The 22,925-nt window shown below is 61.3% G+C and carries 22 protein-coding genes; 19 read left to right on the top strand and 3 right to left on the bottom strand.

Translation table 11 applies throughout. The features are described from left to right. The first annotated feature begins 15 nt into the window (after positions 1-15). From PspS34_RS21025 to PspS34_RS21010, 4 genes are all read left to right on the top strand, one after another. Positions 16-675, top strand: a complete 660-nt coding sequence (locus tag PspS34_RS21025) for a transglutaminase family protein (RefSeq protein ID WP_057713694.1) — start codon at positions 16-18, stop codon at positions 673-675. Positions 676-718: 43 nt separating this feature from the next. Continuing rightward, positions 719-1,342, top strand: a complete 624-nt coding sequence (locus PspS34_RS21020; protein WP_154860330.1) for a glutathione S-transferase — start codon at positions 719-721, stop codon at positions 1,340-1,342. 132 nt (positions 1,343-1,474) lie between these two features. Beyond that, positions 1,475-2,407 carry an ABC transporter ATP-binding protein gene (locus PspS34_RS21015; RefSeq protein WP_057713696.1) on the top strand — a complete coding sequence of 311 codons (933 nt, stop codon included), beginning with the start codon at positions 1,475-1,477 and terminating at the stop codon, positions 2,405-2,407. Then, complete coding sequence (locus PspS34_RS21010) at positions 2,404-3,183, top strand: ABC transporter permease (protein WP_154860329.1); 780 nt, start codon at positions 2,404-2,406, stop codon at positions 3,181-3,183. Before PspS34_RS21015 ends, PspS34_RS21010 begins: the two co-directional genes overlap by 4 nt. Positions 3,184-3,338: 155 nt before the next feature. Here PspS34_RS21010 and PspS34_RS21005 read toward each other — a convergent pair whose 3' ends face one another. Continuing rightward, the gene (locus PspS34_RS21005; protein ID WP_057713698.1) at positions 3,339-3,854 is read right to left on the bottom strand and encodes a DUF2062 domain-containing protein; all 516 of its coding nucleotides are present in this window, start codon (positions 3,852-3,854) and stop codon (positions 3,339-3,341) included. A gap of 135 nt (positions 3,855-3,989) precedes the next feature. Between PspS34_RS21005 and PspS34_RS21000 the strand changes: the two genes are divergently transcribed. The 12 genes from PspS34_RS21000 (at position 3,990) to PspS34_RS20945 (ending at position 15,444) form a co-directional block, all read left to right on the top strand. Beyond that, complete coding sequence (locus PspS34_RS21000) at positions 3,990-6,224, top strand: DNA internalization-related competence protein ComEC/Rec2 (RefSeq protein ID WP_154860328.1); 2,235 nt, start codon at positions 3,990-3,992, stop codon at positions 6,222-6,224. Between the two features lie 98 nt (positions 6,225-6,322). Next, complete coding sequence (locus PspS34_RS20995) at positions 6,323-6,958, top strand: MotA/TolQ/ExbB proton channel family protein (RefSeq protein ID WP_057713700.1); 636 nt, start codon at positions 6,323-6,325, stop codon at positions 6,956-6,958. Further along, the gene (locus PspS34_RS20990; protein ID WP_057713701.1) at positions 6,955-7,383 is read left to right on the top strand and encodes a biopolymer transporter ExbD; all 429 of its coding nucleotides are present in this window, start codon (positions 6,955-6,957) and stop codon (positions 7,381-7,383) included. Before PspS34_RS20995 ends, PspS34_RS20990 begins: the two co-directional genes overlap by 4 nt. Further along, positions 7,383-8,393, top strand: coding sequence for a tetraacyldisaccharide 4'-kinase (gene lpxK / locus PspS34_RS20985; protein WP_154860327.1), 1,011 nt, complete (start codon positions 7,383-7,385; stop codon positions 8,391-8,393). The genes PspS34_RS20990 and lpxK overlap by 1 nt, the downstream gene beginning before the upstream one ends. A 24-nt stretch (positions 8,394-8,417) precedes the next feature. Then, entirely contained in the window at positions 8,418-8,603 is a 186-nt protein-coding gene (locus tag PspS34_RS20980; RefSeq protein WP_003179363.1) for a Trm112 family protein, read from the top strand. Further along, entirely contained in the window at positions 8,600-9,364 is a 765-nt protein-coding gene (gene kdsB / locus PspS34_RS20975) for a 3-deoxy-manno-octulosonate cytidylyltransferase (protein WP_090457217.1), read from the top strand. Before PspS34_RS20980 ends, kdsB begins: the two co-directional genes overlap by 4 nt. Continuing rightward, positions 9,364-9,828 (top strand): low molecular weight protein-tyrosine-phosphatase, encoded by a 465-nt coding sequence (locus tag PspS34_RS20970; protein WP_090457215.1) that lies wholly within the window; start codon positions 9,364-9,366, stop codon positions 9,826-9,828. The genes kdsB and PspS34_RS20970 overlap by 1 nt, the downstream gene beginning before the upstream one ends. Next, a complete protein-coding gene (gene murB, locus PspS34_RS20965) occupies positions 9,825-10,844 on the top strand; it encodes a UDP-N-acetylmuramate dehydrogenase (RefSeq protein ID WP_154860326.1) in 1,020 nt (339 codons plus the stop codon). The genes PspS34_RS20970 and murB overlap by 4 nt, the downstream gene beginning before the upstream one ends. A 241-nt stretch (positions 10,845-11,085) precedes the next feature. Continuing rightward, positions 11,086-11,556: a (2Fe-2S)-binding protein gene (locus tag PspS34_RS20960; protein WP_015096391.1), complete on the top strand. Its 471-nt coding sequence runs from the start codon at positions 11,086-11,088 to the stop codon at positions 11,554-11,556. Further along, positions 11,553-13,874 carry a xanthine dehydrogenase family protein molybdopterin-binding subunit gene (locus tag PspS34_RS20955; RefSeq protein ID WP_154860325.1) on the top strand — a complete coding sequence of 774 codons (2,322 nt, stop codon included), beginning with the start codon at positions 11,553-11,555 and terminating at the stop codon, positions 13,872-13,874. Before PspS34_RS20960 ends, PspS34_RS20955 begins: the two co-directional genes overlap by 4 nt. Further along, positions 13,874-14,857 (top strand): XdhC family protein, encoded by a 984-nt coding sequence (locus tag PspS34_RS20950; RefSeq protein ID WP_150812199.1) that lies wholly within the window; start codon positions 13,874-13,876, stop codon positions 14,855-14,857. Before PspS34_RS20955 ends, PspS34_RS20950 begins: the two co-directional genes overlap by 1 nt. Continuing rightward, a complete protein-coding gene (locus PspS34_RS20945) occupies positions 14,854-15,444 on the top strand; it encodes a nucleotidyltransferase family protein (protein WP_154860324.1) in 591 nt (196 codons plus the stop codon). Before PspS34_RS20950 ends, PspS34_RS20945 begins: the two co-directional genes overlap by 4 nt. A 184-nt stretch (positions 15,445-15,628) precedes the next feature. On the opposite strand, the gene rne is transcribed toward PspS34_RS20945, so the two are convergent. After that, positions 15,629-18,892, bottom strand: coding sequence for a ribonuclease E (gene rne, locus PspS34_RS20940; RefSeq protein ID WP_154860323.1), 3,264 nt, complete (start codon positions 18,890-18,892; stop codon positions 15,629-15,631). Positions 18,893-19,594: 702 nt separating this feature from the next. Between rne and rluC the strand changes: the two genes are divergently transcribed. The 3 genes from rluC to PspS34_RS20925 are packed head-to-tail and all read left to right on the top strand — an operon-like array spanning position 19,595 to position 22,220. Continuing rightward, complete coding sequence (gene rluC / locus PspS34_RS20935; RefSeq protein ID WP_102669889.1) at positions 19,595-20,557, top strand: 23S rRNA pseudouridine(955/2504/2580) synthase RluC; 963 nt, start codon at positions 19,595-19,597, stop codon at positions 20,555-20,557. After that, a complete protein-coding gene (locus PspS34_RS20930; RefSeq protein WP_057713711.1) occupies positions 20,544-21,206 on the top strand; it encodes an HAD-IA family hydrolase in 663 nt (220 codons plus the stop codon). Before rluC ends, PspS34_RS20930 begins: the two co-directional genes overlap by 14 nt. A gap of 24 nt (positions 21,207-21,230) precedes the next feature. Then, positions 21,231-22,220: a S49 family peptidase gene (locus PspS34_RS20925; RefSeq protein WP_154860322.1), complete on the top strand. Its 990-nt coding sequence runs from the start codon at positions 21,231-21,233 to the stop codon at positions 22,218-22,220. Positions 22,221-22,274: 54 nt separating this feature from the next. Here the strand turns inward: PspS34_RS20925 and PspS34_RS20920 are convergent, their stop codons facing one another. Beyond that, positions 22,275-22,853, bottom strand: coding sequence for a nucleoside triphosphate pyrophosphatase (locus tag PspS34_RS20920; protein WP_154860321.1), 579 nt, complete (start codon positions 22,851-22,853; stop codon positions 22,275-22,277). Between the last annotated feature and the right edge of the window lie 72 nt (positions 22,854-22,925).

The raw sequence follows: 22,925 nt of genomic DNA, 5'->3' as shown, positions 1-22,925 counted from the left end.
CAGGAGATTATTTTCATGCGCGAGTATCTGAGTCCCGGCCGCTTCATCGATAGTGACCATCCGTCCGTGGTGGAGTTCGCCGAAAAGCACCGTGGCGCCAGTCGCGATCCGCTGGAGCAGGCGATCAGTCTCTATTACGCCGTGCGCGAAGCGGTGCGCTACAACCCGTACACGTTCAGTCGCGACCCGCAGACCCTGCGCGGCAGTTATGCGCTGGCGGCCGGGGAGAGTTACTGCGTGCCCAAGGCCACGTTGCTGGCAGGTGCAGCGCGGCATTGCGGGATTCCCGCGCGGATCGGCCTGGCGGATGTGCGCAATCATTTGTCGACGCCACGGCTGCTTGAATTGCTCAAGAGCGACATGTTCGCCATGCACGGCTACACCGAGTTTTACTTGCAGGATCGCTGGGTCAAGGCGACACCCGCGTTCAACCGCAAACTCTGCGACCTGTTCAATGTGGCGCCGCTGGAATTCGACGGGATCAACGACAGCGTTTTTCATCCCTTCAACCGCGATGGCGCGAAGCTGATGGAGTACCTGGTCGATCACGGCCAGTTCGCCGACGTACCTGAAGCGTTCTTTTTCGAACACCTGGAAAAGTGCTATCCGCACCTGTTCGGTGAGCAACAGCAACCACTATTGGGCGACATGCAGAGCGATTTGAGTCGCGCCTGATCCGGCGTATGCTGCCTGCCCACTTACCGAAAAAGAGGCGGTCATGCTGAAGATCTGGGGTCGGAAAAACTCGTCGAATGTCAGAAAACCATTGTGGGCCGCCGAAGAACTGGGACTGGCCTACGAGGCGATCGATGCCGGTGGCGCCTTTGGTGTCGTCGATACACCCGAATACCGCGCCATGAATCCCAATGGTCGCGTGCCTGTCATTGAAGACGACGGTTTTGTGTTGTGGGAGTCCAACGCCATCGTGCGTTACCTGATGGCCTTGCATGCCGACGGCACGGCCTGGTACCCGAATAGTCCCAAGGCCCGGGCCACTGCCGACAAGTGGATGGACTGGACCACCTCAAGCTTTGCCGGCCCGTTCCGTACCGTGTTCTGGGGTGTGCTGCGTACCCCGGCAGACCAGCAGGACTGGCCCGCCATCAAGGCGGCGATCAAGGAGTGCGACACGCTGCTGGCAATGGCCGATCAGGCGTTGGCGAACAAGCCCTACCTGTCCGGAGACGAGATCGGCATGGGCGATATTCCCCTGGGCAGTTTCATTTATGCCTGGTTCGAGATGCCGATCGACCGTGCGCCACAACCGCATCTGCAGGCCTGGTATGGCCGGTTGAAACAGCGTCCGGCGTATCAAAAGGCGGTCATGACCGCGTTGACTTAATACTCACTATCGACACGCTTGACTGTACTTGTGTGGCGGCGACAAGCACCATTGTGCCACTCCGCTGCGGTTGTTTTGTTCGCCGCCGCCCATACTTATCCTTTTCTTCCCTTCTTGGTGCGTAAATCAGATATGAGTTCCGCTCTGTCCATCCGGCAGCTAACCAAAACCTACGGCAACGGTTTCCAGGCCCTGAGTGGTATCGATCTGGATGTCGCCGAAGGTGACTTTTTCGCCTTGCTCGGCCCGAACGGCGCCGGCAAGTCCACGACCATCGGCATTCTCTCGACCCTGGTGAACAAGACCAGCGGCACGGTGAACATCTTCGGTCACGACCTGGACAGGAATCCTGCGCAGCTCAAGCGTTCCATCGGCGTGGTGCCTCAGGAATTCAACTTCAACCAGTTCGAAAAGACCTTCGACATCGTCGTGACCCAGGCCGGCTACTACGGCATCCCGGCGAAAATCGCTAAGGAACGCGCCGAACAGTACCTGACCCAGCTCGGCCTGTGGGACAAGAAGGACGTGCCATCGCGCTCGCTTTCCGGCGGTATGAAGCGTCGCCTGATGATCGCCCGCGCGCTGGTTCATGAACCGCGCCTGCTGATCCTCGACGAGCCGACCGCCGGGGTGGACATCGAGCTGCGTCGCTCGATGTGGAGCTTCCTCACCGAGCTGAACCAGAAGGGCATCACCATCATCCTCACGACCCACTATCTGGAAGAGGCTGAGCAGTTGTGCCGCAACATCGGCATCATCGACCACGGCACCATCGTCGAGAACACCAGCATGCGGCAGTTGCTCAGCCAGCTGCATGTCGAAACCTTCCTGCTGGACCTCAAGGGCGACCTGCCAGCGGCGCCGCAGTTGCTCGGCTATCCGTCCCGGCTGATCGACAGCCACACTCTGGAAGTCCAGGTGGAAAAGTCCATGGGCATCACCGCGCTGTTCACCCAGTTGGCGCAGCAGAACATCGAAGTGCTGAGCCTGCGTAACAAAACCAATCGCCTCGAGGAGTTGTTCGTGTCCCTGGTGGAGAAAAATCTGTCGAAGGTGGCGGTATGAGTTCCGAGCTGCGCCCCAACCTCATTGCCCTCAACACCATCGTTTACCGTGAAGTCCGGCGTTTCACCCGGATCTGGCCCCAGACCCTGCTGCCGCCGGCCATCACGATGGTCCTGTACTTCGTGATCTTCGGTAATCTGATCGGTCGGCAGATCGGCGACATGGGTGGCTTCACTTACATGGAGTACATCGTGCCGGGGCTGATCATGATGTCGGTGATCACCAACTCCTACGGCAACGTGGTGTCGAGTTTCTTCGGCAGCAAGTTCCAGCGGTCCATTGAAGAATTGATGGTCTCGCCGCTGTCGCCGCACACCATTCTGATTGGCTATACCCTGGGCGGCGTGCTGCGCGGCTTGATGGTGGGGATCATCGTGACCCTGCTGTCGCTGTTCTTCACCCACTTGCAGGTGCATCACCTGGGTGTGACCATTCTGGTGGTGGTGCTGACCGCGACCATCTTCTCGTTGCTGGGCTTCATCAACGCCGTGTTTGCGCGCAACTTCGATGACATTTCGATCATCCCGACTTTCGTGCTGACGCCACTGACCTACCTGGGCGGGGTCTTCTACTCGATCACCTTGCTGCCACCGTTCTGGCAGACCGTGTCCCTGGCCAACCCGGTGCTGCACATGGTCAACGCGTTCCGCTACGGCATCCTTGGCGTATCGGATATCCGCATCAGCGTGGCCATCGCCTTCATGCTGGTTGCGACCGCGGTGCTGTATCTCGGCAGTGCAAGGTTGCTGGTCAGCGGGCGCGGGATGCGTACCTGAGAAATACCGAGTCGTCTGTTTCGCGAGCAAGCCCGCTCCCACACATGGATCCATGTAGCACTGAAGATCCCTGTGGGAGCGAGCTTGCTCGCGATGGCGTCAGCCCGGACACCGCAAAAAAAAACGGCCTCCCAAGTGGAGGCCGTTTTGCATTCTCACATCCGGCTCTTCTTGCGCCGCTTCCACTGCCTGGCCACCCACCAGCGCCAATACATCATCACCAGGAAGTAGGCCAGTGCGCCGAGTACCAGCCCCGTTACCACCGAGCCCAACAGAAACGGTTGCCACAAGGTCGAGATTTCACCCGTGATCCATTCCCAGTTCAGTGAGTCCGGCAACTGTCGGGCGGGAACGTCCATCAGCCAGGCGCCGGTCTGGTACGTGCAAAAGAACACGGCAGGCATGGTGATCGGATTGGTCAGCCAGACCAGGCTCACGGCAATCGGCATGTTACCGCGCACGATGATGGCGAGGATTGCCGCCAGCAGCATCTGTAGCGGGATCGGCAGGAACGCGGCGAACAGCCCCACCGCCATGGCGCGGGCAACGGAGTGGCGGTTGAGGTGCCACAGGTTCGGGTCATGCAACAGCGTGCCGAGAAAGCGTAAGGACTTGTGTTCCCTGATGCTCATCGGGTCTGGCATGTAGCGTTTGAATAAGCGCCGGGGCATAAGGCTTCTCGGTCGGTCAGGGCGGCAAGTATGTCTGGATTCCATGAACTGCCTATTCAGATTTTGTGACAATTATTGACGGCGCCCATGCGACGAGCGGGCTAAGCCTTGAAGGGGACTTTCAAGGACGGGCTTATGCGCACAGGGATGATGGCGCTGGCGTTGGGTCTTTTGACCTTGCGTTTTTTACCGGCATTACCGCCGGTCTGGTTATGGCTGGCGATGCCGGTGGCGGGTTTGATGTTGCTGCCGTTCAGGACTTATCCGGTGGCGTTTTACTTGTTCGGCCTGAGTTGGGCCTGCGCGAATGCGCAGTGGGCGCTGGATGACCGGTTACCGCCGGCGCTGGACGGAGAAACCCGTTGGGTCGAAGGGCGGGTCACTGGCTTGCCCCGGCATGACGACGGTGTCGTGCGTTTCGAGTTGACCGACATCCAGTCCCGACGTACCCGGCTGCCGCAGCAAATGCGTCTGGCCTGGTATGGCGGGCCGCCGGTGAACAGTGGCGAGCGCTGGCGCTTGGCAGTCAAGTTGAAGCGTCCGGTCGGGCTGCTCAATCCGCAGGCCTTCGACTACCAGGCCTGGTTGCTGGCACAACGCATCGGGGCGACCGGGACGATCAAGCAGGGCGAACGCCTTGCGCCAGCCCAGTGGGCCTGGCGCGATGCAATCCGTCAGCGTTTGCTGGCGGTAGATGCCCAAGGGCGAAACGGCGCGTTGACGGCGTTGGTGCTCGGGGACGGCGCCGGGTTGAGTCGCGAAGACTGGCAGGTATTGCAGGACACCGGCACGGTTCATCTGTTGGTGATTTCCGGGCAGCACATCGGATTGCTGGCGGGCGTCGTGTATCTGCTGATCGCCGGCCTGGCCCGCTTTGGGTTATGGCCGAACCGTCTGCCATGGTTGCCCTGGGCGTGTGGCCTGGCATTCGCCGCTGCGCTCGGTTACGGGATGCTGGCCGGTTTCGAGGTGCCGGTGCGGCGGGCCTGCTTGATGATTGGTCTGGTGTTGTTGTGGCGTCTGCGGTTCCGTCATCTCGGTGCGTGGTGGCCACTGTTGTTGGCACTCAACGGCATTTTGCTGCTGGCGCCGCTGGCGAGTCTCCAGCCTGGTTTCTGGCTGTCTTTCGCGGCCGTGGCAGTCTTGATATTGACCTTCGGCGGACGTTTGGGGCCGTGGCGTTGGTGGCAGACCTGGACCCGTGCCCAGTGGCTGATTGCAATCGGGCTGTGCCCGTTGTTATTGGCACTGGGGTTGCCCATCAGTCTGAGCGGGCCGCTGGCCAATTTGTTTGCGGTGCCCTGGATCAGTCTGGTGGTATTGCCACCGGCGTTGCTCGGGACGCTGTTGCTGCCGGTGCCTTATGTGGGTGAGAAATTGCTGTGGCTGGCGGGCGGCCTGATCGACGGTTGGTTCAGCGGATTGGGGTTCGTCTCCGGTCAGGTTCCTGCGTGGGTGCCCGCGGCAGTCCCGCTATGGGCCTGGGCAATCGGTGCGATTGGCGCCTTTTTGCTCTTGCTGCCGCGAGGCTTGCCGATGCGCCCGTTAGGGTGGCCCATGCTGTTGATGCTGGTTTTTTCGCCCAGGCCGATGTTGCAGGAGGGCATGGCGGAAGTCTGGCAACTGGATGTCGGTCAAGGCCTGGCGATCCTGGTGCGCACCCGGCATCACACGTTGCTGTATGACGCCGGACCGCGTTTCGGAGAACTCGACCAGGGGGAAAGGGTGGTGCTGCCGGCATTGCGCAAACTGGGGGTGAAGGGCATAGACCTGATGCTGATCAGCCACGCCCACGCCGATCATGCCGGCGGTGCCCCGGCGATTGCCAGGGGGTTGCCGGTGAAACAGGTGGTCAGTGGTGAACCGTCAGACTTGCCTGCGCAACTGCAGGCCGGGAGATGTGAGAGCGGTCGGCGATGGACCTGGGATGAAGTCGATTTCCAGCTTTGGCACTGGCCATTGGCCGGCGATAGCAACCAGAACTCTTGTGTCTTGCTGATCGAGGCCAATGGCGAACGGCTGCTGTTGAGTGGTGACATCGATGCCGCCGCCGAGAGAGCCCTGCTGGACAGTCCGTTGGCCCGGCCCACCGATTGGCTGCAGGCGCCACACCACGGCAGTCGCAGCTCGTCGTCCAATGCCCTGTTGGATGTCCTGCAACCCAAAGGTGCGCTGATCTCCCGCGGGCAGGGCAATTCGTTTGGCCATCCGCATCCCACGGTCATCGCGCGTTATCAAAAACGTGGAATGGCGATCTACGACAGCGTCGAACAGGGTGCCATTCGTCTGCAACTGGGACGCTTCGAGCCGCCGTGGTCATTGCGCCAGGAACGGCGTTTCTGGCGCGATCCGCCGCCCTTGAACCCATAACCGAGCGTTATCAAAGCCCGACCGGATGCGACATCACGGTCTTCGGTGCGTCCACCCCCTATGTTAGAGTGGCGCACTTTTTCGAGGGGGCTGTCACTGTGTGGGAATTGGTCAAATCCGGCGGCTGGATGATGCTGCCGATCATTTTGAGTTCCATCGCGGCCATGGCGATCGTTGCCGAGCGTCTGTGGACCCTGCGGGCCAGCCGCGTGACCCCGGAGCACTTGCTCGGGCAGGTATGGGTCTGGATCAAGGACAAACAGCTCAATAAGGAAAAGCTCAAGGAACTGCGCGCCAATTCGCCTTTGGGCGAGATCCTGGCGGCCGGCCTGGCCAACTCCAAGCATGGCCGCGAGATCATGAAGGAGTGCATCGAAGAGGCCGCTCAACGGGTCATCCATGAGCTCGAACGCTACGTCAACGCCCTGGGCACCATTGCTGCCATGGCCCCGTTGCTGGGCTTGCTCGGTACCGTGCTGGGCATGATCGATATTTTCAGCGCGTTCACAGGCTCAGGCATGACCACCAACGCTTCGGTACTGGCCGGTGGTATTTCCAAGGCCCTGATCACCACGGCTGCCGGTTTGATGGTTGGTATCCCGGCGGTATTCTTCCATCGATTCCTGCAACGCCGGATCGATGAACTGGTGGTAGGGATGGAGCAGGAAGCGATCAAACTGGTCGAGGTAGTGCAGGGCGACCGCGATGTGGACCTGGCCGGGAGCAAAGCGTGAAATTCCGCCGCAAACCACGGGAAACGGTGGATATCAACCTCGCGTCGCTGATCGACGTGGTGTTCATCCTGCTGCTGTTTTTTGTCGTGACCACCACCTTCACCCGTGAAACCCAGCTGCGCGTCGATCTGCCGGAAGCGGTCAGCGGCGCGCCGGCCGACGATCAGAACAAGCCTCTGGACATCGCCATCAGTGCCGACGGCGTGTTCTCGGTGAACAACCAGATCCTGCCGAAAAGCGACCTGGCTTCGCTGATGGACGCGCTGCAAAAGGAAGCCAATGGCGACACCAACCGGCCACTGTCGATCAGCGCTGATGGCAAGACACAGCATCAGTCCGTCATCACCGCCATGGATGCGGCCGGCAAGCTCGGTTTCAGCCATTTGCGCATGACCACTGTCGAAGCGGCGCCCCCCGCGTCCTGATGGCCATGTCCGATCGATTGCTCGCCGCGTGGTACGCAGGTCATCCGGCCCTGAAACTGTTGCAGCCGCTGGAATGGCTGTACCGGCGCGTGGTCATGAACAAGCGCAAGCGCTTTCTGGCCGGAGAGGGCGAGATCTATCAGCCACCGGTGCCGCTGATCGTGGTCGGCAACATCACCGTGGGTGGCACCGGCAAGACACCGCTGATTCTGTGGATGATCGAGCACTGCCAGCGCAGCGGCCTGCGGGTCGGCGTGGTCAGCCGCGGCTACGGCGCCAAACCGCCGCAACTGCCATGGCGAGTCGAGGCCGAGCAAAGCGCCGACGTCGCCGGTGACGAGCCGTTGCTGATCGTCCAGCGCACGGGCGTCCCGCTGATGATCGACCCCAATCGCAGCAACGCCGTCAAAGCCTTGTTGGCCAGTGAGCCGCTGGATCTGATCCTGTCCGACGACGGCATGCAGCACTACCGCATGGCCCGTGACCTGGAACTGGTGCTGATCGACGCCGCCCGTGGCCTGGGCAATCGCCGTTGCCTGCCTGCCGGGCCATTGCGTGAGCCGGTCGAGCGCCTGCAAAGCGTCGACGCGGTCCTCTACAACGGTGCCGTGGCCGACCGCGATGATGGATTTGCCTTCCTGTTGCAACCCACCGCGCTGGTCAACCTGCGCAGCGGCGAACGGCGTCCCCTCGACCACTTTGGCGCAGGCCAGGCCGTGCACGCGGTGGCCGGCATCGGCAATCCACAACGTTTCTTCAAGACCCTCGAAACGCTACACTGGCAGCCGGTTCCACATGCGTTTGCCGACCACGCCGAATACAGCGTGGAGGCGTTGAATTTCACGCCGTCATTGCCGTTGGTGATGACGGAAAAGGACGCGGTGAAATGCCGTGCCTTTGCCGCCGCCGACTGGTGGTACCTGGCGGTCGATGCTGTGCCGTCAACGGCCTTTGTGGCCTGGTTCGACACGCAGTTGATGCGCCTGCTGCCGGCTCGTTTGTTGCCTTAACTCCGTTTTTTCCAGGGAATGCTCATGGACACCAAATTGCTCGATATCCTCGCTTGCCCGGTCTGCAAAGGCCCGCTCAAGCTCAGCGCCGACAAGACCGAGCTGATCAGCAAGGGCGCAGGCCTGGCCTACCCGATTCGCGACGGCATCCCGGTGATGCTCGAATCCGAAGCGCGCACCCTGACCACCGACGAGCGCCTGGATAAATGACCACAGCCTTTACCGTCGTCATTCCATCGCGTTACGCCTCCACACGCCTGCCCGGCAAGCCGCTGCTGCTGATCGCCGGCAAGCCGATGATCCAGCACGTCTGGGAACAGGCGAGCAAAAGCAGCGCCGAGCGGGTAGTGGTGGCCACCGACGACGCGCGCATCGTCGAGGCCTGCAATGGCTTTGGCGCCGAAGTGGTGTTGACTCGCGAAGATCACAACTCCGGCACCGATCGCCTGGCCGAAGTCGCGATGAAGCTGGGCCTGGCGCCCGACGCTATCGTGGTCAACGTCCAGGGCGACGAACCGCTGATCCCGCCGAACGTGATCGATCAGGTGGCCGCCAACCTGGCAGCCCACGCCGAAGCGCGCATGGCCACCCTGGCCGAACCGATCGAAGACGTGGACACCCTGTTCAATCCCAACGTGGTCAAGGTCGTCAGCGACCTCAATGGCCTGGCGCTGACGTTCAGCCGTTCTACCTTGCCCTGGGCGCGGGATGCCTTCGCCGTGAACCGTGAGCAGTTGCCCGAAGGTGTGCCATACCGCCGCCATATCGGCATTTATGCCTATCGCGCCGGATTCCTGCAGGATTTCGTCAGCTGGGGTCCATGCTGGCTGGAAAACACCGAGTGTCTGGAACAGCTGCGTGCGCTGTGGCACGGCGTACGAATTCACGTCGCCGATGCACTGATCGCGCCGCCACCCGGTGTCGACACCGTTGAAGACCTTGAGCGCGTTCGTCGCCTGCTGGAGGCGTGATGCGGGTTCTGTTTGTCTGCCTGGGCAACATCTGTCGCTCGCCCACGGCCGAAGGCGTGCTGCGGCATAAGCTGCGCGAGGCCGGCTTGGCCGATCAGGTCGAAGTCGCTTCCGCCGGCACCGGTGACTGGCATGTCGGCAAGGCGCCGGACAAGCGCAGTCAGGCCGCGGCGAAGCTGCGCGGTTATGACTTGTCCGCCCAGCGCGCCCGGCAAGTCAGTCGTGCCGATTTCGCCACCTACGACCTGATCCTGGCGATGGACAACAGCAACCTGCGCAACCTCAAGGCCTTGCAGCCGGCCAAGGGCAAGGCCGAATTGGACCTGTTCCTGCGTCGCTACCAGTCGCCAGTCGATGAAGTGCCGGACCCGTACTACGACGGCGAACAAGGCTTCGAGCAGGTGCTGGACCTGATCGAGCACGCCAGTGATTTGCTGGTGATCGAATTGAAGGGACGGTTATGAGTTTGCAGGTTCAATCACAGGTTTCGCTCAAGCCGTTCAACAGTTTTGGCGTGGATGTCCAGGCCCGGCTGTTTGCCCAGGCCCATAGCGACGCCGATGTGCGCGAAGCTCTGGCCTACGGGCTGGAGCACAAGGTCCCGGTGCTGGTAATCGGCGGCGGCAGCAACCTGTTGCTGACGGCGGATATCGAATCACTGGTACTGCGCATGGCCACGCGCGGGATTCGCGTGCTGAGCGATGAGGGCGGCCAAGTGGTGATCGAGGCCGAGGCGGGCGAGCCCTGGCATCCATTTGTGCAACACACACTGTCCCTGGGGCTGTCCGGCCTGGAAAATCTCAGCCTGATTCCCGGCACTGTCGGTGCGGCACCGATGCAGAACATCGGCGCTTATGGCGTCGAGATCAAGGACGTCTTCGCCGGCCTGACCGCCCTCGATCGCCAGACCGGCGAACTGCGCGACTTTACCCTGCAAGAGTGCAACTTCGCCTACCGCGACAGCCTGTTCAAGCAAGAGCCGGGGCGTTGGTTGATCCTGCGTGTGCGTTTCGCCCTCGACCGCGCCGCGCATCTGCACCTGGAGTACGGCCCGGTGCGCCAGCGCCTGACCGAACAAGGCATCGAGCATCCGACCGCCAGCGATGTCAGCCAGGCCATTTGCAGCATCCGCAACGAAAAACTCCCGGACCCGGCCGTACTCGGCAATGCCGGCAGCTTTTTCAAGAACCCTTTGGTGTCGTCGGCGCTGGCTGCACGGCTCAAGGGCGAATACCCGGACCTGGTGGCCTATGCGCAACCCGACGGGCAGATGAAACTGGCCGCCGGTTGGCTGATCGAGCGGGCAGGGTGGAAAGGTTTCCGTGAAGCCGATGCTGGCGTGCATAAATTGCAGGCGCTGGTGCTGGTCAACTATGGAGGCGCGACGGGCCTGCAACTGCTGAACCTGGCGCAGCGCATCCAGAAAGACATTCTCGAGCGTTTCCATGTCGATCTGGAAATGGAGCCGAACCGGTATTGAGCTAAGCTTTCAAGACGGATCAAAAAGCCCTGCACAATGTTTATTGTGCAGGGCTTTTTTGTTAATGCTCGGTTAACTTAGTCAGCTAACGATGCACACTCTTGCTCCACCAAAGGCCCGGTGCAGACCGTTTGAGTCCGCATAAGAGAGCCCATTAGCCTGAGTCGATCTGCGTGCGACCCACCGAGATCCAGCGGCAGATTGCTCGACCCCATAACTCAAGACCTATGCGGGCGTGCCCATGATTACCCTGAAACTCAATGGTCAAGACCATCAACTCGACGTCACCGAGGACATGCCGCTGCTCTGGGCGATCCGCGACGTGGCCGGTTACAACGGCACCAAATTCGGCTGCGGCATGGGTCTGTGCGGCGCCTGTACCATTCATATTGAAGGGGCTCCGGCACGCAGTTGCATTACGCCCATCGGTTCAGTCGTCGGGCAGAATGTCAGCACCATCGACAACCTGCACGCCGACCCGATCGGCAAAGTCGTGCAGCAAGCCTGGCTCGACACGGCAGTGGCTCAATGCGGCTTCTGCCAGGGCGGGCAAATCATGTCGGCGACGGCACTGCTCAAGACCCATCCGAACCCGAGCGACGAGCAGATCGAAGAAGCCATGGTCGGCAACATCTGTCGCTGCGGCACCTATAACCGTATCAAGACCGCGATCCGTCAGGCTTCCACTCACCTGAAGGAGGCCAAGGCATGAGCCGGTTACCGAATGATTTCGCCCTGAGCAACCTCAGTCGCCGTGGTTTTCTCAAGGGCGTGGGGGCGACCGGTGCGCTGGTGGTCGCCGCGAGTTGGGGTTGGCAAGACGCGTTTGCCGAAGAGAAAGAGAAGAAGTTCGGCGCCGACGGTATGCCCAACGGTTGGGTCGACGATCCGAAAGTCTATGTGAGTATCGCCGCCGATGGCACGGTGACCGTTATCTGCAACCGCTCGGAGATGGGCCAGGGCGTGCGCACCAGTTTGACCATGGTGGTGGCCGATGAACTGGAAGCCGACTGGGCGATGGTCAAGGTACAGCAGGCCCCCGGCGATGAAGTGCGCTTCGGCAACCAGGACACCGACGGCTCGCGCAGCATGCGTCACTGGTACGAGCCGATGCGTCGCTGCGGTGCCGCCGCACGCGCGATGCTGGAACAAGCCGCCGCTGACCAATGGAAAGTGTCAGTCGGCGAGTGCCAGGCCCAACTTCATAAAGTCATTCATAAACCGTCGGGCCGCGAACTGGGCTATGGCGTGCTGGCCGCCGCCGCTGGCGCTTTGGCCGTGCCTGCGCGAGAAAGCCTGAGACTCAAGCAACCTTCGGAATTTCGATATATCGGTAAGGAAGGCACCAAGGCCATCGACGGTGAGGACATCGTCAATGGTCGTGCGGTGTACGGCGCCGACGTGCATTTCGACGGCATGCTGTACGCGACCATTGCGCGGCCCACGGTGTATGGCGGCAAGGTCAAAAGCTTCGATGGCAGCGCGGCGATGAAAGTCCCAGGCGTGGTCAAAGTGGTACAGATCGAAAGCCGTCCGTTGCCTTCGGAGTTCCAACCCCTGGGCGGCATCGCCGTGGTGGCGAGCAATACCTGGGCGGCGATAAAGGGCCGCGAGGCACTGAAAATCGAATGGGACGACGGCCCCAACGCCAGCTACGACTCGATTGCCTATCGCAAGGAACTCGAAGCCGCCTCGCTCAAGCCCGGCAAGGTGGTGCGCAATACCGGCAACCTCGATGAGGCCATGGCCAGCGCCGATAGCACGCTGGAAGCCTCCTACTACTTGCCGCATTTGTCACAGTCGCCGATGGAACCGATGGTCGCCATTGCGCGGTTCAAGGACGGTGCGTGCCAAGCCTGGGGGCCAAGCCAGGCGCCGCAGGTCACCCGGGAACGGATCGGTGAGCGCCTGGGCCTGCCGTTCGACAAGGTCACGTTCAACGTGACTCTGCTCGGGGGCGGGTTCGGGCGCAAGTCCAAGCCTGACTTCATCATCGAGGCCGCCATCCTCGCCAAGGAATTCCCCGGCAAAGCGGTGCGGGTGCAATGGACCCGCGAAGACGACATCCACTGTTCCTATTTTCACACCGTGTCGGCCGAATACCTCAAGGCCAGCCTGAACAAGGATGGCCTGCCATCCGGCTGGTTGCACCGTACGGTGGCGCCGAGCATCACCGCGTTGTTTGCGCCGGGCATGAACCATGAGGCGGCGTTCGAACTGGGCATGGGGTTCACCAACATGGCGTATGCGATCCCCAACATTCGCCTGGAAAACCCCGAGGCAACGGTGCATACCCGGGTAGGTTGGTATCGCTCGGTGTCGAACATTCCCCATGGTTTCGCGATCCAGAGTTTTATCGATGAACTGGCGCACAAGGCCGGGCAGGATCCGCTGAAGTACCAGATCAGATTGCTCGGCCCGGACCGTCAGATCGATCCGCGTACCTTGAGTGAAGAGTGGAACTACGGCGAATCCCCCGAGCGTTATCCGATCGACACCGCGCGCCTGCGCACGGTACTGGAGACCGCCGCCAAAGCCGCCGGTTGGGGGCGTGAGTTGCCCAAGGGACGCGGCCTGGGCCTGGCAGTGCATTACAGCTTCGTGACCTATGTGGCGGCGGTGATCGAGGTGGAGGTCAAGGACGACGGTACGCTGGTGGTGCACAAGGCTGACATCGCCGTCGATTGCGGGCCGCAGATCAACCCCGAGCGGATTCGCGCGCAATTCGAAGGCGCCTGTGTCATGGGCCTGGGTAATGCGGTGCTGGGGGAAATCAGCTTCAAGGACGGCAAGGTCCAGCAGGATAACTTCCATATGTATGAAGTGGCGCGCATGTCCCTGGCGCCGAAAGAAGTGGCGGTGCATCTGGTGACGCCGCCGGGCAATGTCCCGTTGGGTGGTGTGGGTGAACCGGGCGTGCCACCGATTGCGCCGGCACTGTGCAACGCGATCTTCGCCGCCACCGGCAAACGCATCCGCAATCTGCCGGTTCGTTATCAGCTGTCGGGTTGGCAGAAGGCCGGCGCCTGATGGACAGCGCCGATCTGAACGTCCTGCGCAGCGTGTTGCAATGGCATCGCGCCGGTCAGCGGGTGGTGTTGTACAGCGTGGTCGAAACCTGGGGCACTGCGCCCCGGGCACCCGGCGCCATGCTGGCCTTGCGCGAAGACGGCATGGTGATTGGTTCGGTCTCGGGCGGGTGTGTCGAAGATGACTTGATTGCCCGGTTGCACGACGGACGCCTCGCACTTGACGGGCCGCCGGTGCAATTGATCACCTACGGCGTGACCCGCGAGGAAGCCGCACGTTTCGGCTTGCCCTGCGGTGGCACCTTGCGCTTGACCGAGGAACGTATCGACGATGGGGATTGGGTCGAGCAATTGCTCGCCCGTTGCGAGGCCCATGAAATCGTTGCGCGTGAACTGAACCTGACCACCGGCGAAGTACTTTTGCAGCCGGCCAGTAAAACTGACGTGTTGACGTTCGATGGACAGACCTTGCGGGTGATCCATGGCCCGCGCTGGCGCTTGCTGCTGATCGGCGCGGGGCAGCTGTCGCGCTATGTGGCGGAAATGGCCCGGCTGCTGGATTTCGAGGTGCTGATTTGCGACCCGCGTAGCGAGTTCGTCTACGGCTGGGAGGAACAGCACGGACGATTCGTTTCGGGCATGCCGGATGAGGCGGTATTGAATATCCAGACCGATGAACGCACGGCTATCGTGGCCTTGACCCATGATCCGCGTCTGGATGACATGGCGCTGCTCACGGCCCTGGATTCCAGGGCTTTTTACGTCGGAGCGCTGGGATCGCGGGTCAACAGCCAGAAGCGCCGGGAAAACCTGGCTCAACTGGGTTTGTCGCAATCGGCGATTGACCGCTTGCATGGCCCGATCGGTTTGCACATCGGCAGTCATAATCCAGCGGAAATTGCCTTGTCGCTCATGGCGGAAATCGTGGCGGTCAAAAACGGCATCGAACTGAAGCAGAAGAAAGTCCTGCGGGAGAGCGTATGAGCAAATCCATCGGCGTTATCGTGTTGGCGGCGGGGCAGGGCAGCCGGTTTCGTCAGGTGGCGGGTACCGAAAAGGATAAATTGGTGGCCGATTGCACCGGGCGTGACGGCGTGGTGCGGTCCGTCATCGAGCACACATTGGTCAACCTGCCGGCGAGGCTGGACAAGCGCGTACTGGTGACCACTGCTGACCGCCCGCAAGTGATTCGCATGGCTCAGGCCTATGGCTGCGAGATTGTGCTGATCGAATCGACGGGAATGGGCGACAGCATTGCCGCGGGAGTCGCTACCTGCAAGCAACTCGATGGCTGGCTGATGGTGCTGGGGGATATGCCGTTCATCCTGCCATCGAGTATCGAGCAAGTGGTGGCGGGGATTGGCGATGACAGTATCAGCGTGCCCGTGCAGGACGGCGGGTACGGGCATCCGGTCGGGTTCGGACGGGACTTCGCGGCGGGGTTGATGGCGTTATCGGGGGATCGCGGCGCCAAGCCGCTGTTCGCCCAAGGGCGGGTGGTTGAAGTGAGCGTGGATGATCCTGGTGTGGTGTGGGATGTGGATGTGCCGCAGGCATTGATCTTTAAGTAGTTCCAGAGGGGGGCCCTGTGGGAGCGGGCTTGCTCGCGAAGGCGGCCTGGCAGTCAACTGAGGTGTTGGATGATCCACCGCCTTCGCGAGCAAGCCCGCTCCCACAAGGAACCGTGTGATTGCACGAGACATGAAAAAGCCCCGCCTGGGATCACCAGGCGGGGCTTTTTAGTGGCCGATGGAATCAGACGAGAGGTTTAGGCTCGTGTTCTTTTTCCTGGGCTTGCTCGTGTTGCTCTACCGCTTCCTGAACGGAGCGCGGTGCTTCGTGGATCACCGACTCAACCGGCTCGGCAGCCACTTCGGCAGCCGGGGCAGGAGCTGCCTCAACCACTTCAGCAACAACCGGTGCAGGCTCGGCAGCGACAACCGCTTCAGCTGGAGCCGCAGCGGCAGCCAGTTCAGCTTCCTTCTGCAGACGCTCGGCTTCACGCTTGCGACGACGCACTTCACGCGGGTCGTTAGGCGCACGGCCACTTGGCGTCAGGGCGCTGGCAGGAGCGGCTTCGACTACCGGAGCAGGTGCCTGGGCAACGACCGGTGCTTCAACGACTGGCGCTTCAACCACCGGTGCTGGAGCCGGTTCCGCGGCAGCAACCACCGGCTCGGAAACTATGGCTTCAGCCACTTGGGTTTCAGCGGCAGGTGCAGCGGCTTCAGCGACGGCTGGCTCGGCAACCCAGTTGAATGCGGTTTGCTCTTCGCGAACTTCACGCACGGTGTCAGTCACGGTTTCAACAACCGCTTCCGCAGCCTGGGCAGGTGCTTCTACCACTGGTGCTGGCTCGGCAGCCGCTTCAACAGCAGGCTGAGCTTCTGGCGCTGGCGCCACTTCGATTTCCGGCGAGGCGGTGACTTCGACCGGTGTGGTCGCTTCAACGACTGGCGCTTCAACCGGAGCTGCTTCCAGGGTCGCGGCAGTGGCGCGTTCGGCTTGCACATTGGCTTCAGCTTCTGCTGGAGCGCTGATCACGCTGCTGGCAACAGCTGCGGTGACAGCCAGGCCGGCGGCCAGATCGGCAGTGCTTGGCGCTTCAGCGTTTTCGCCGGACTCGGACTCTTCCGAACCTTCGATCACGTTACCGTTGGCGTCACGCTGACGCTCGCGACGGTTGCTGCGACGACGCTGACCACGGGAGCGGCGGCGTGGACGATCGCCTTCGGCGCTTTCCTGACCGTCTTCCGACAGTTGCTCTTCGTTGGTGGTCAGTTCTTCTTCAGTTGCGGCTGCGGCAGCTTGTTCGGCACGTGGCTGACGTTCTTCACGCGGTGGGCGTGGCGCGCGTTCTTCACGTGGCTGACGAGCTGGGCGTTCCTCAGCGGTAGCAGCCGTAGCGGTAGCAGCGGCGGCCGGAGCAGCCGGAGCGGCATCCAGAGGCTCGCGCAGTTCACGAACGCGTTCTTCACGCTCGCCACGTGGCTTGCGATCTTCACGCGGAGCGCGCGGTGCACGTTCTTCACGAGGCGCGCGTGGTGCGCGTTCTTCGCGGGCTACCGCTGGCGTTTCTTCGCGGGTTTCGCGAGGTTCACGCACTTCCCGTGGCTGACGCTCTTCACGCGGCTCACGTGGTGCGCGTTCTTCACGCGGTGCACGTTCTTCGCGAGGCTTGCGCTCTTCATCGCGGCGACCGTTACGGTTGCGGCTCTGCTGGCGACCGTTGCGACGCTCTTCGTTGCGGGCCGGACGCTCGGCGGCAGGTTTTTCAACCACAACCGGTGCGGCAGGCTCTTCCTTGGTGGCGAACAGGCTCACCAGCGACTTCACCAGGCCTTTGAACAGGCTTGGCTCCGGTACGGCGGCCGGTGCAGGCGCTGGAGCGGCCACTTCGGTCGGCACCGGAGCGTTGGCGCGGGCCGGGGCCGTTTTGACCGCAGCTTCCTGGCGAACCAGGGTGCGGGTCGCAGCGGCTGGCTGGACTTCTTCGACTTCGGCAGCGGCAGCGGCGATTTCGTAGCTGGACTGGTTGGTCGCGGCTTCCGGGCTGTCGTCACGCAGGCGCTGTACTTCGAAGTGCGGCGTTTCGAGGTGATCGTTCGGCAGGATGACGATGCGGGCACGGGTGCGCAGTTCGATCTTGGTGATCGAGTTGCGTTTTTCGTTGAGCAGGAACGCCGCCACCGGGATCGGCACTTGTGCACGAACTTCGGCGGTACGGTCTTTCAGGGCTTCTTCTTCGATCAGGCGCAGGATCGCCAGGGACAGCGATTCAACGTCACGGATGATGCCGGTGCCGTTGCAACGCGGGCAGACGATGCCGCTGCTTTCACCCAGGGATGGACGCAGGCGCTGACGGGACATTTCCAGCAGGCCGAAGCGCGAAATGCGACCGACTTGCACGCGGGCGCGGTCGGCTTCCAGGCATTCGCGGACTTTTTCTTCCACGGCGCGCTGATTCTTGGCAGGGGTCATGTCGATGAAGTCGATGACGATCAGGCCGCCGATGTCGCGCAGGCGCAACTGACGGGCGATTTCCTCGGCCGCTTCAAGGTTGGTTTGCAGTGCGGTTTCTTCGATGTCGCTGCCTTTGGTGGCACGCGCCGAGTTGATGTCGATGGACACCAGGGCTTCGGTCGGATCGATCACGATGGAACCGCCGGAAGGCAGTTCGACAACGCGCTGGAAAGCGGTTTCGATCTGGCTTTCGATCTGGAAACGGTTGAACAGCGGAACGCTGTCTTCGTACAGCTTGATCTTGCTGGCGTACTGCGGCATTACCTGGCGGATGAAGGTCAGGGCTTCGTCCTGGGCTTCAACGCTGTCGATCAGCACTTCGCCGATGTCCTGGCGCAGGTAGTCGCGGATCGCGCGGATGATCACGTTGCTTTCCTGGTAGATCAGGAATGGCGCAGCGCGGTCCAGCGAAGCTTCCTTGATGGCGGTCCACAGTTGCAGCAGGTAGTCGAGGTCCCACTGCATTTCTTCGCTGCTGCGGCCAAGGCCTGCAGTGCGCACGATCAGGCCCATGTCGGCCGGGGCAACCAGACCGTTCAGGGCTTCACGCAGTTCGTTGCGCTCTTCGCCTTCGATGCGACGGGAGATACCGCCGGCACGCGGGTTGTTCGGCATCAGCACCAGGTAACGACCGGCCAGGCTGATGAAGGTGGTCAGGGCTGCGCCCTTGTTGCCACGTTCTTCTTTTTCGACCTGAACGATGACTTCCTGGCCTTCGCTCAGGACGTCCTTGATGTTGACGCGACCTTCCGGGGCTTTCTTGAAGTATTCGCGGGAGATTTCTTTGAGGGGCAGGAAGCCGTGGCGCTCAGAGCCGAAATCGACAAAGGCAGCCTCGAGGCTTGGTTCGATGCGAGTAATCCGGCCTTTATAGATGTTGGCCTTCTTCTGCTCGCGTGCACCGGATTCGATGTCCAGGTCGTAGAGGCGCTGGCCATCTACCAGTGCAACACGCAACTCTTCGGGTTGAGTTGCGTTAATCAGCATTCTTTTCATGTAGTACCGTCGGTTTCCGGGCTGCCGGAAACGGCGTTCGGCACACACGACTTCTCACGGTCGGTGTCAGGTGCGTCGGGAGTGGTTGGCCATTTCCCGTGTCCAGCGAAGTCCGGCCAATGTGGGCCTTCATCGCGACGTACGCGTCCTGCTTGCTGTGGCTACTTAAGCACTCAGTCAGGAGGAGGAATCAACCAGCGGCTGTGGACGAGATGAAGCGTCTTGAGAAAGCCTGTTGCTACACAGTCCGGCGGTTGTGCATCTCCACCCTACACGTATCCCTGATAATTCGGGTGCTGCCGCGCGCAGAATCCGCAGCGGGTTGGCATTTACCGTGAGCTCCGAAAGGGGAGGTCACGCATCATGGCTAATTTAGGCGTTGTTTCCGATGCCTTCGCTCGGGGTCATTCGCAGCTGACTGCACTTTGTGAACTGGCCGTGAATATGGCTCGCAAAACGAGTGGAAAACTCTGCTTTGTGGCGTGATTCAGGCCTCATGTCACCTGCGCTCGTTACACCTGCAAACTCCACCGTTACGTAGCGAAAGCCCCGTAGGACGGCCTCGCGTCCTGGTGAATTGCGTTGGTCAGGGCCGGTTTTTGACCGTTGGTCCGCTGTCCAGGCCGCTTTTGGCGACGTTCGCGACTATAGCAGCAATGATTAAGTGCTTCAATTCCATAAAAAATTGTTATCATCCGCGCCATGACGACGACTACCCCCCCGACTCCAGGCGTACAACTGCTTGAGGTCTCGCCGGAATATGCCGGCCAACGCATTGATAATTTCCTTCTCGCCCGACTCAAAGGCGTGCCCAAGACCTTGATTTACCGCATTTTGCGCAAGGGCGAAGTGCGCGTGAACAAAGGTCGGATCAAGCCCGAGTACAAGCTGCAGGCGGGCGATATCGTGCGCGTGCCGCCGGTTCGCGTGCCTGAGCGCGACGAACCGGTGCCACTGGCACAAGGCCTGTTGCAGCGGCTCGAGGCCTCGATTGTCTTCGAAGACAAGGCGCTGATCGTGATCAACAAGCCCGCGGGCATTGCTGTTCATGGTGGCAGCGGCCTGACTTTCGGGGTGATCGAAGCCTTTCGTCAGTTGCGCCCCGATTGCAAAGAGCTCGAACTGGTTCACCGTCTCGACCGTGATACGTCCGGCCTGTTGATGATCGCCAAGAAGCGCAGCATGTTGCGCCACTTGCACACCGCATTGCGCGGTGATGGCGTCGACAAGCGCTACATGGCGCTGGTCCGCGGTAACTGGGCGAGCTCGATCAAACAAGTCCGTGCGGCGCTGGGCAAGAGCAATCTGCGCTCCGGCGAGCGCATGGTCGAGGTCGACGAGGAGGAGGGGAAGGAGTCCGTGACCGTGTTCAAGGTCCTGCGCCGCTTCGGCGACTTTGCCACCCTGATCGAAGCCAAGCCGATTACCGGCCGGACTCACCAGATCCGCGTCCATACGTTGCACGCCGGGCATTGCATCGCTGGCGACACCAAGTATGGCGACGAAGGTTTCAGCAAGGAAATCCGCGATCTGGGCGGCAAACGCCTGTTCCTGCACGCCTACATGCTGACGGTGCCGCTCCCCGATGGTGGTGAGCTGAAGCTGCAAGCGCCGGTCGACGAGATGTGGGCCAAAACCGTGGAGCGATTGAGTGCGCCCATCTGACTACAAGCTGCTGATCTTTGATTGGGACGGCACTCTGGCCGATTCCATTGGTCGGATTGTCGAGGCGATGCACGTTGCCTCGCAGCGTTCCGGTTTTGAGCTGCGCGATGATCTGGCCGTCAAGGGCATCATCGGCCTGGGCTTGCCGGAAGCGATCCGTACCCTGTACCCCGAAATCGGCGACGCCGAGCTGATCGCGTTCCGCGAGCACTATGCTGAGCATTACATCGCGTCGGAGGCTGAGCCTTCGCCGCTGTTCGAGGGTGTGGTCGAGTCGCTCGAGGCATTTCGTGCCGAGGGCTATCATCTGGCTGTGGCGACCGGCAAGGCCCGTCGCGGGCTGGATCGGGTGTTGAAGTCCCATGGCTGGGAGAATTACTTCGATATCACTCGCGCCGCCGATGAAACCGCCAGCAAGCCCCATCCGCTGATGCTCGAACAAATTCTCGCCCATTGCGAGGTTCGCCCGGAACAGGCGTTGATGGTGGGTGATTCGTCCTTTGATTTGCAGATGGCGCGCAACGCCGGCATGGGTTCGGTGGCCGTCAGTTATGGCGCTCAATCGATCGATGCGTTGAGGTTGTATGAGCCGCGACTGGCCATCGACCGTTTTTCAGAATTGCATGCCTGGCTGAATCAGCGGGCTTAACCGGTTGTTTTTGGGGTGGATGGCATGACCGACGAATGGAAGGCGCCCGCCAAGGCGAGCGCAGAGAGCGGTGACGACAAAAGCTGGAAACTGCTGGAAAAGACCCTGCTGGCCGGCATACAGGAGCAGCGCCGGTCCCGTCGCTGGGGGATATTCTTCAAGTTGCTGATTTTTGTGTTTCTGTTCGGCGCCATTGCCCTGTTTTCGCCTCTGATGGATATGGAAAAGGCCGGCACCCTTAGTGCCAATTACACGGCGTTGATCGATGTGAGAGGCATGATTGCCGACAAGGAGTCGGCCAGTGCAGACAATATCGTTGGCAGCTTGCGTGCGGCTTTCGAGGACAAGAAGGTCAAGGGCGTCATCCTGCGCATCAACAGCCCGGGCGGCAGTCCGGTGCAGTCGGGTTATGTCTATGACGAGATCAAGCGTCTGCGTGGTCTGCACCCGGACATCAAGCTCTATGCGGTCATTTCCGATCTGGGGGCTTCCGGCGCTTACTACATCGCCAGTGCGGCGGATCAGATCTACGCCGACAAGGCGAGCCTGGTCGGCTCCATCGGTGTGACGGCAGCCGGTTATGGCTTTGTCGGCACCATGGAGAAGCTGGGTGTCGAACGTCGTACCTACACGTCTGGCGAGCACAAGTCGTTCCTCGATCCGTTCCAGCCACAGAAGCCGGAAGAAACCGCCTTCTGGCAGGGCGTGCTCGATACGACCCACAAGCAGTTCATCAATAGCGTCAAGCAGGGTCGTGGCGACCGCCTGAAAGACAAGGAGCATCCGGAGCTGTTCTCTGGCCTGGTCTGGTCCGGCGAGCAGGCACTGCCATTGGGATTGATCGACGGGCTGGGTAATGCCAGTTCGGTTGCGCGGGATGTGATCGGTGAGAAAGAGCTGGTGGACTTCACCGTTCAGGAATCGCCATTCGATCGCTTTTCGAAAAAGCTCGGCGCCAGCGTTGCTGAGCATTTGGCGATGTGGATGGGTTTTAACGGTCCGTCGCTGCGCTGATTCTGATGTGACATGAAAAACCGGCCTGCGTGGCCGGTTTTTTGGTATCGGGATTCAGGGAACCTGTACGCCTTCAGCCAGCAGCATGTCGATCAGGCGAATCAGCGGCAGGCCGATCAGGCTGGTGGCGTCAGGTCCTTCGGTGCTGCGAAACAGGCTGACCCCCAGGCCTTCGGCCTTGAAGCTGCCTGCGCAGTCGTAGGGTTGTTCGGCGCGCAGGTAGCGTTCGATGCGAGGTGCGTCGAGTGTGCGCATGTGTACGGTGAACGGCACGCAATCGACCTGGCAGTGCCCTGTCTGGCTGTTGAGCAGGGCCAGGCCGGTGAGGAACGTCACGCTGGCACCGCTGGCGGCCAGCAGTTGTTCCCGGGCTTTTTCGAATGTGTGGGGTTTGCCGATAATCCGCTCTCCCAGCACGGCGACCTGGTCGGAGCCGATTATCAGATGAGCGGTCTGGCTGTCGGCCAGGGCGCGCGCTTTCTCTTCGGCGAGGCGCTTGACCAGCTCGATGGCGGACTCACCCGGGCGATGGCTTTCGTCGATATCCGGCGAGCTGCAAGTGAAAGGCAGCTGCAGGCGGGTCAGCAATTCCCGGCGATAGGCCGAGCTGGAAGCGAGTAATAAAGGCAGCATGCACAACTCCATAAGGCGTGTGCGAATTCTAGCGAGGCTTCCAAGTGACGGACAGGGCTGAATTTCCTTTGA

Origin of the sequence: Pseudomonas sp. S34, from assembly GCF_009866745.1 — a bacterium.
In the GTDB taxonomy this organism is placed as follows: Bacteria; Pseudomonadota; Gammaproteobacteria; order Pseudomonadales; family Pseudomonadaceae; genus Aquipseudomonas; species Aquipseudomonas jessenii.
Note: the sequence above shows the minus strand (reverse complement) of the source record. Positions and strands in the feature narration are given on the sequence as shown.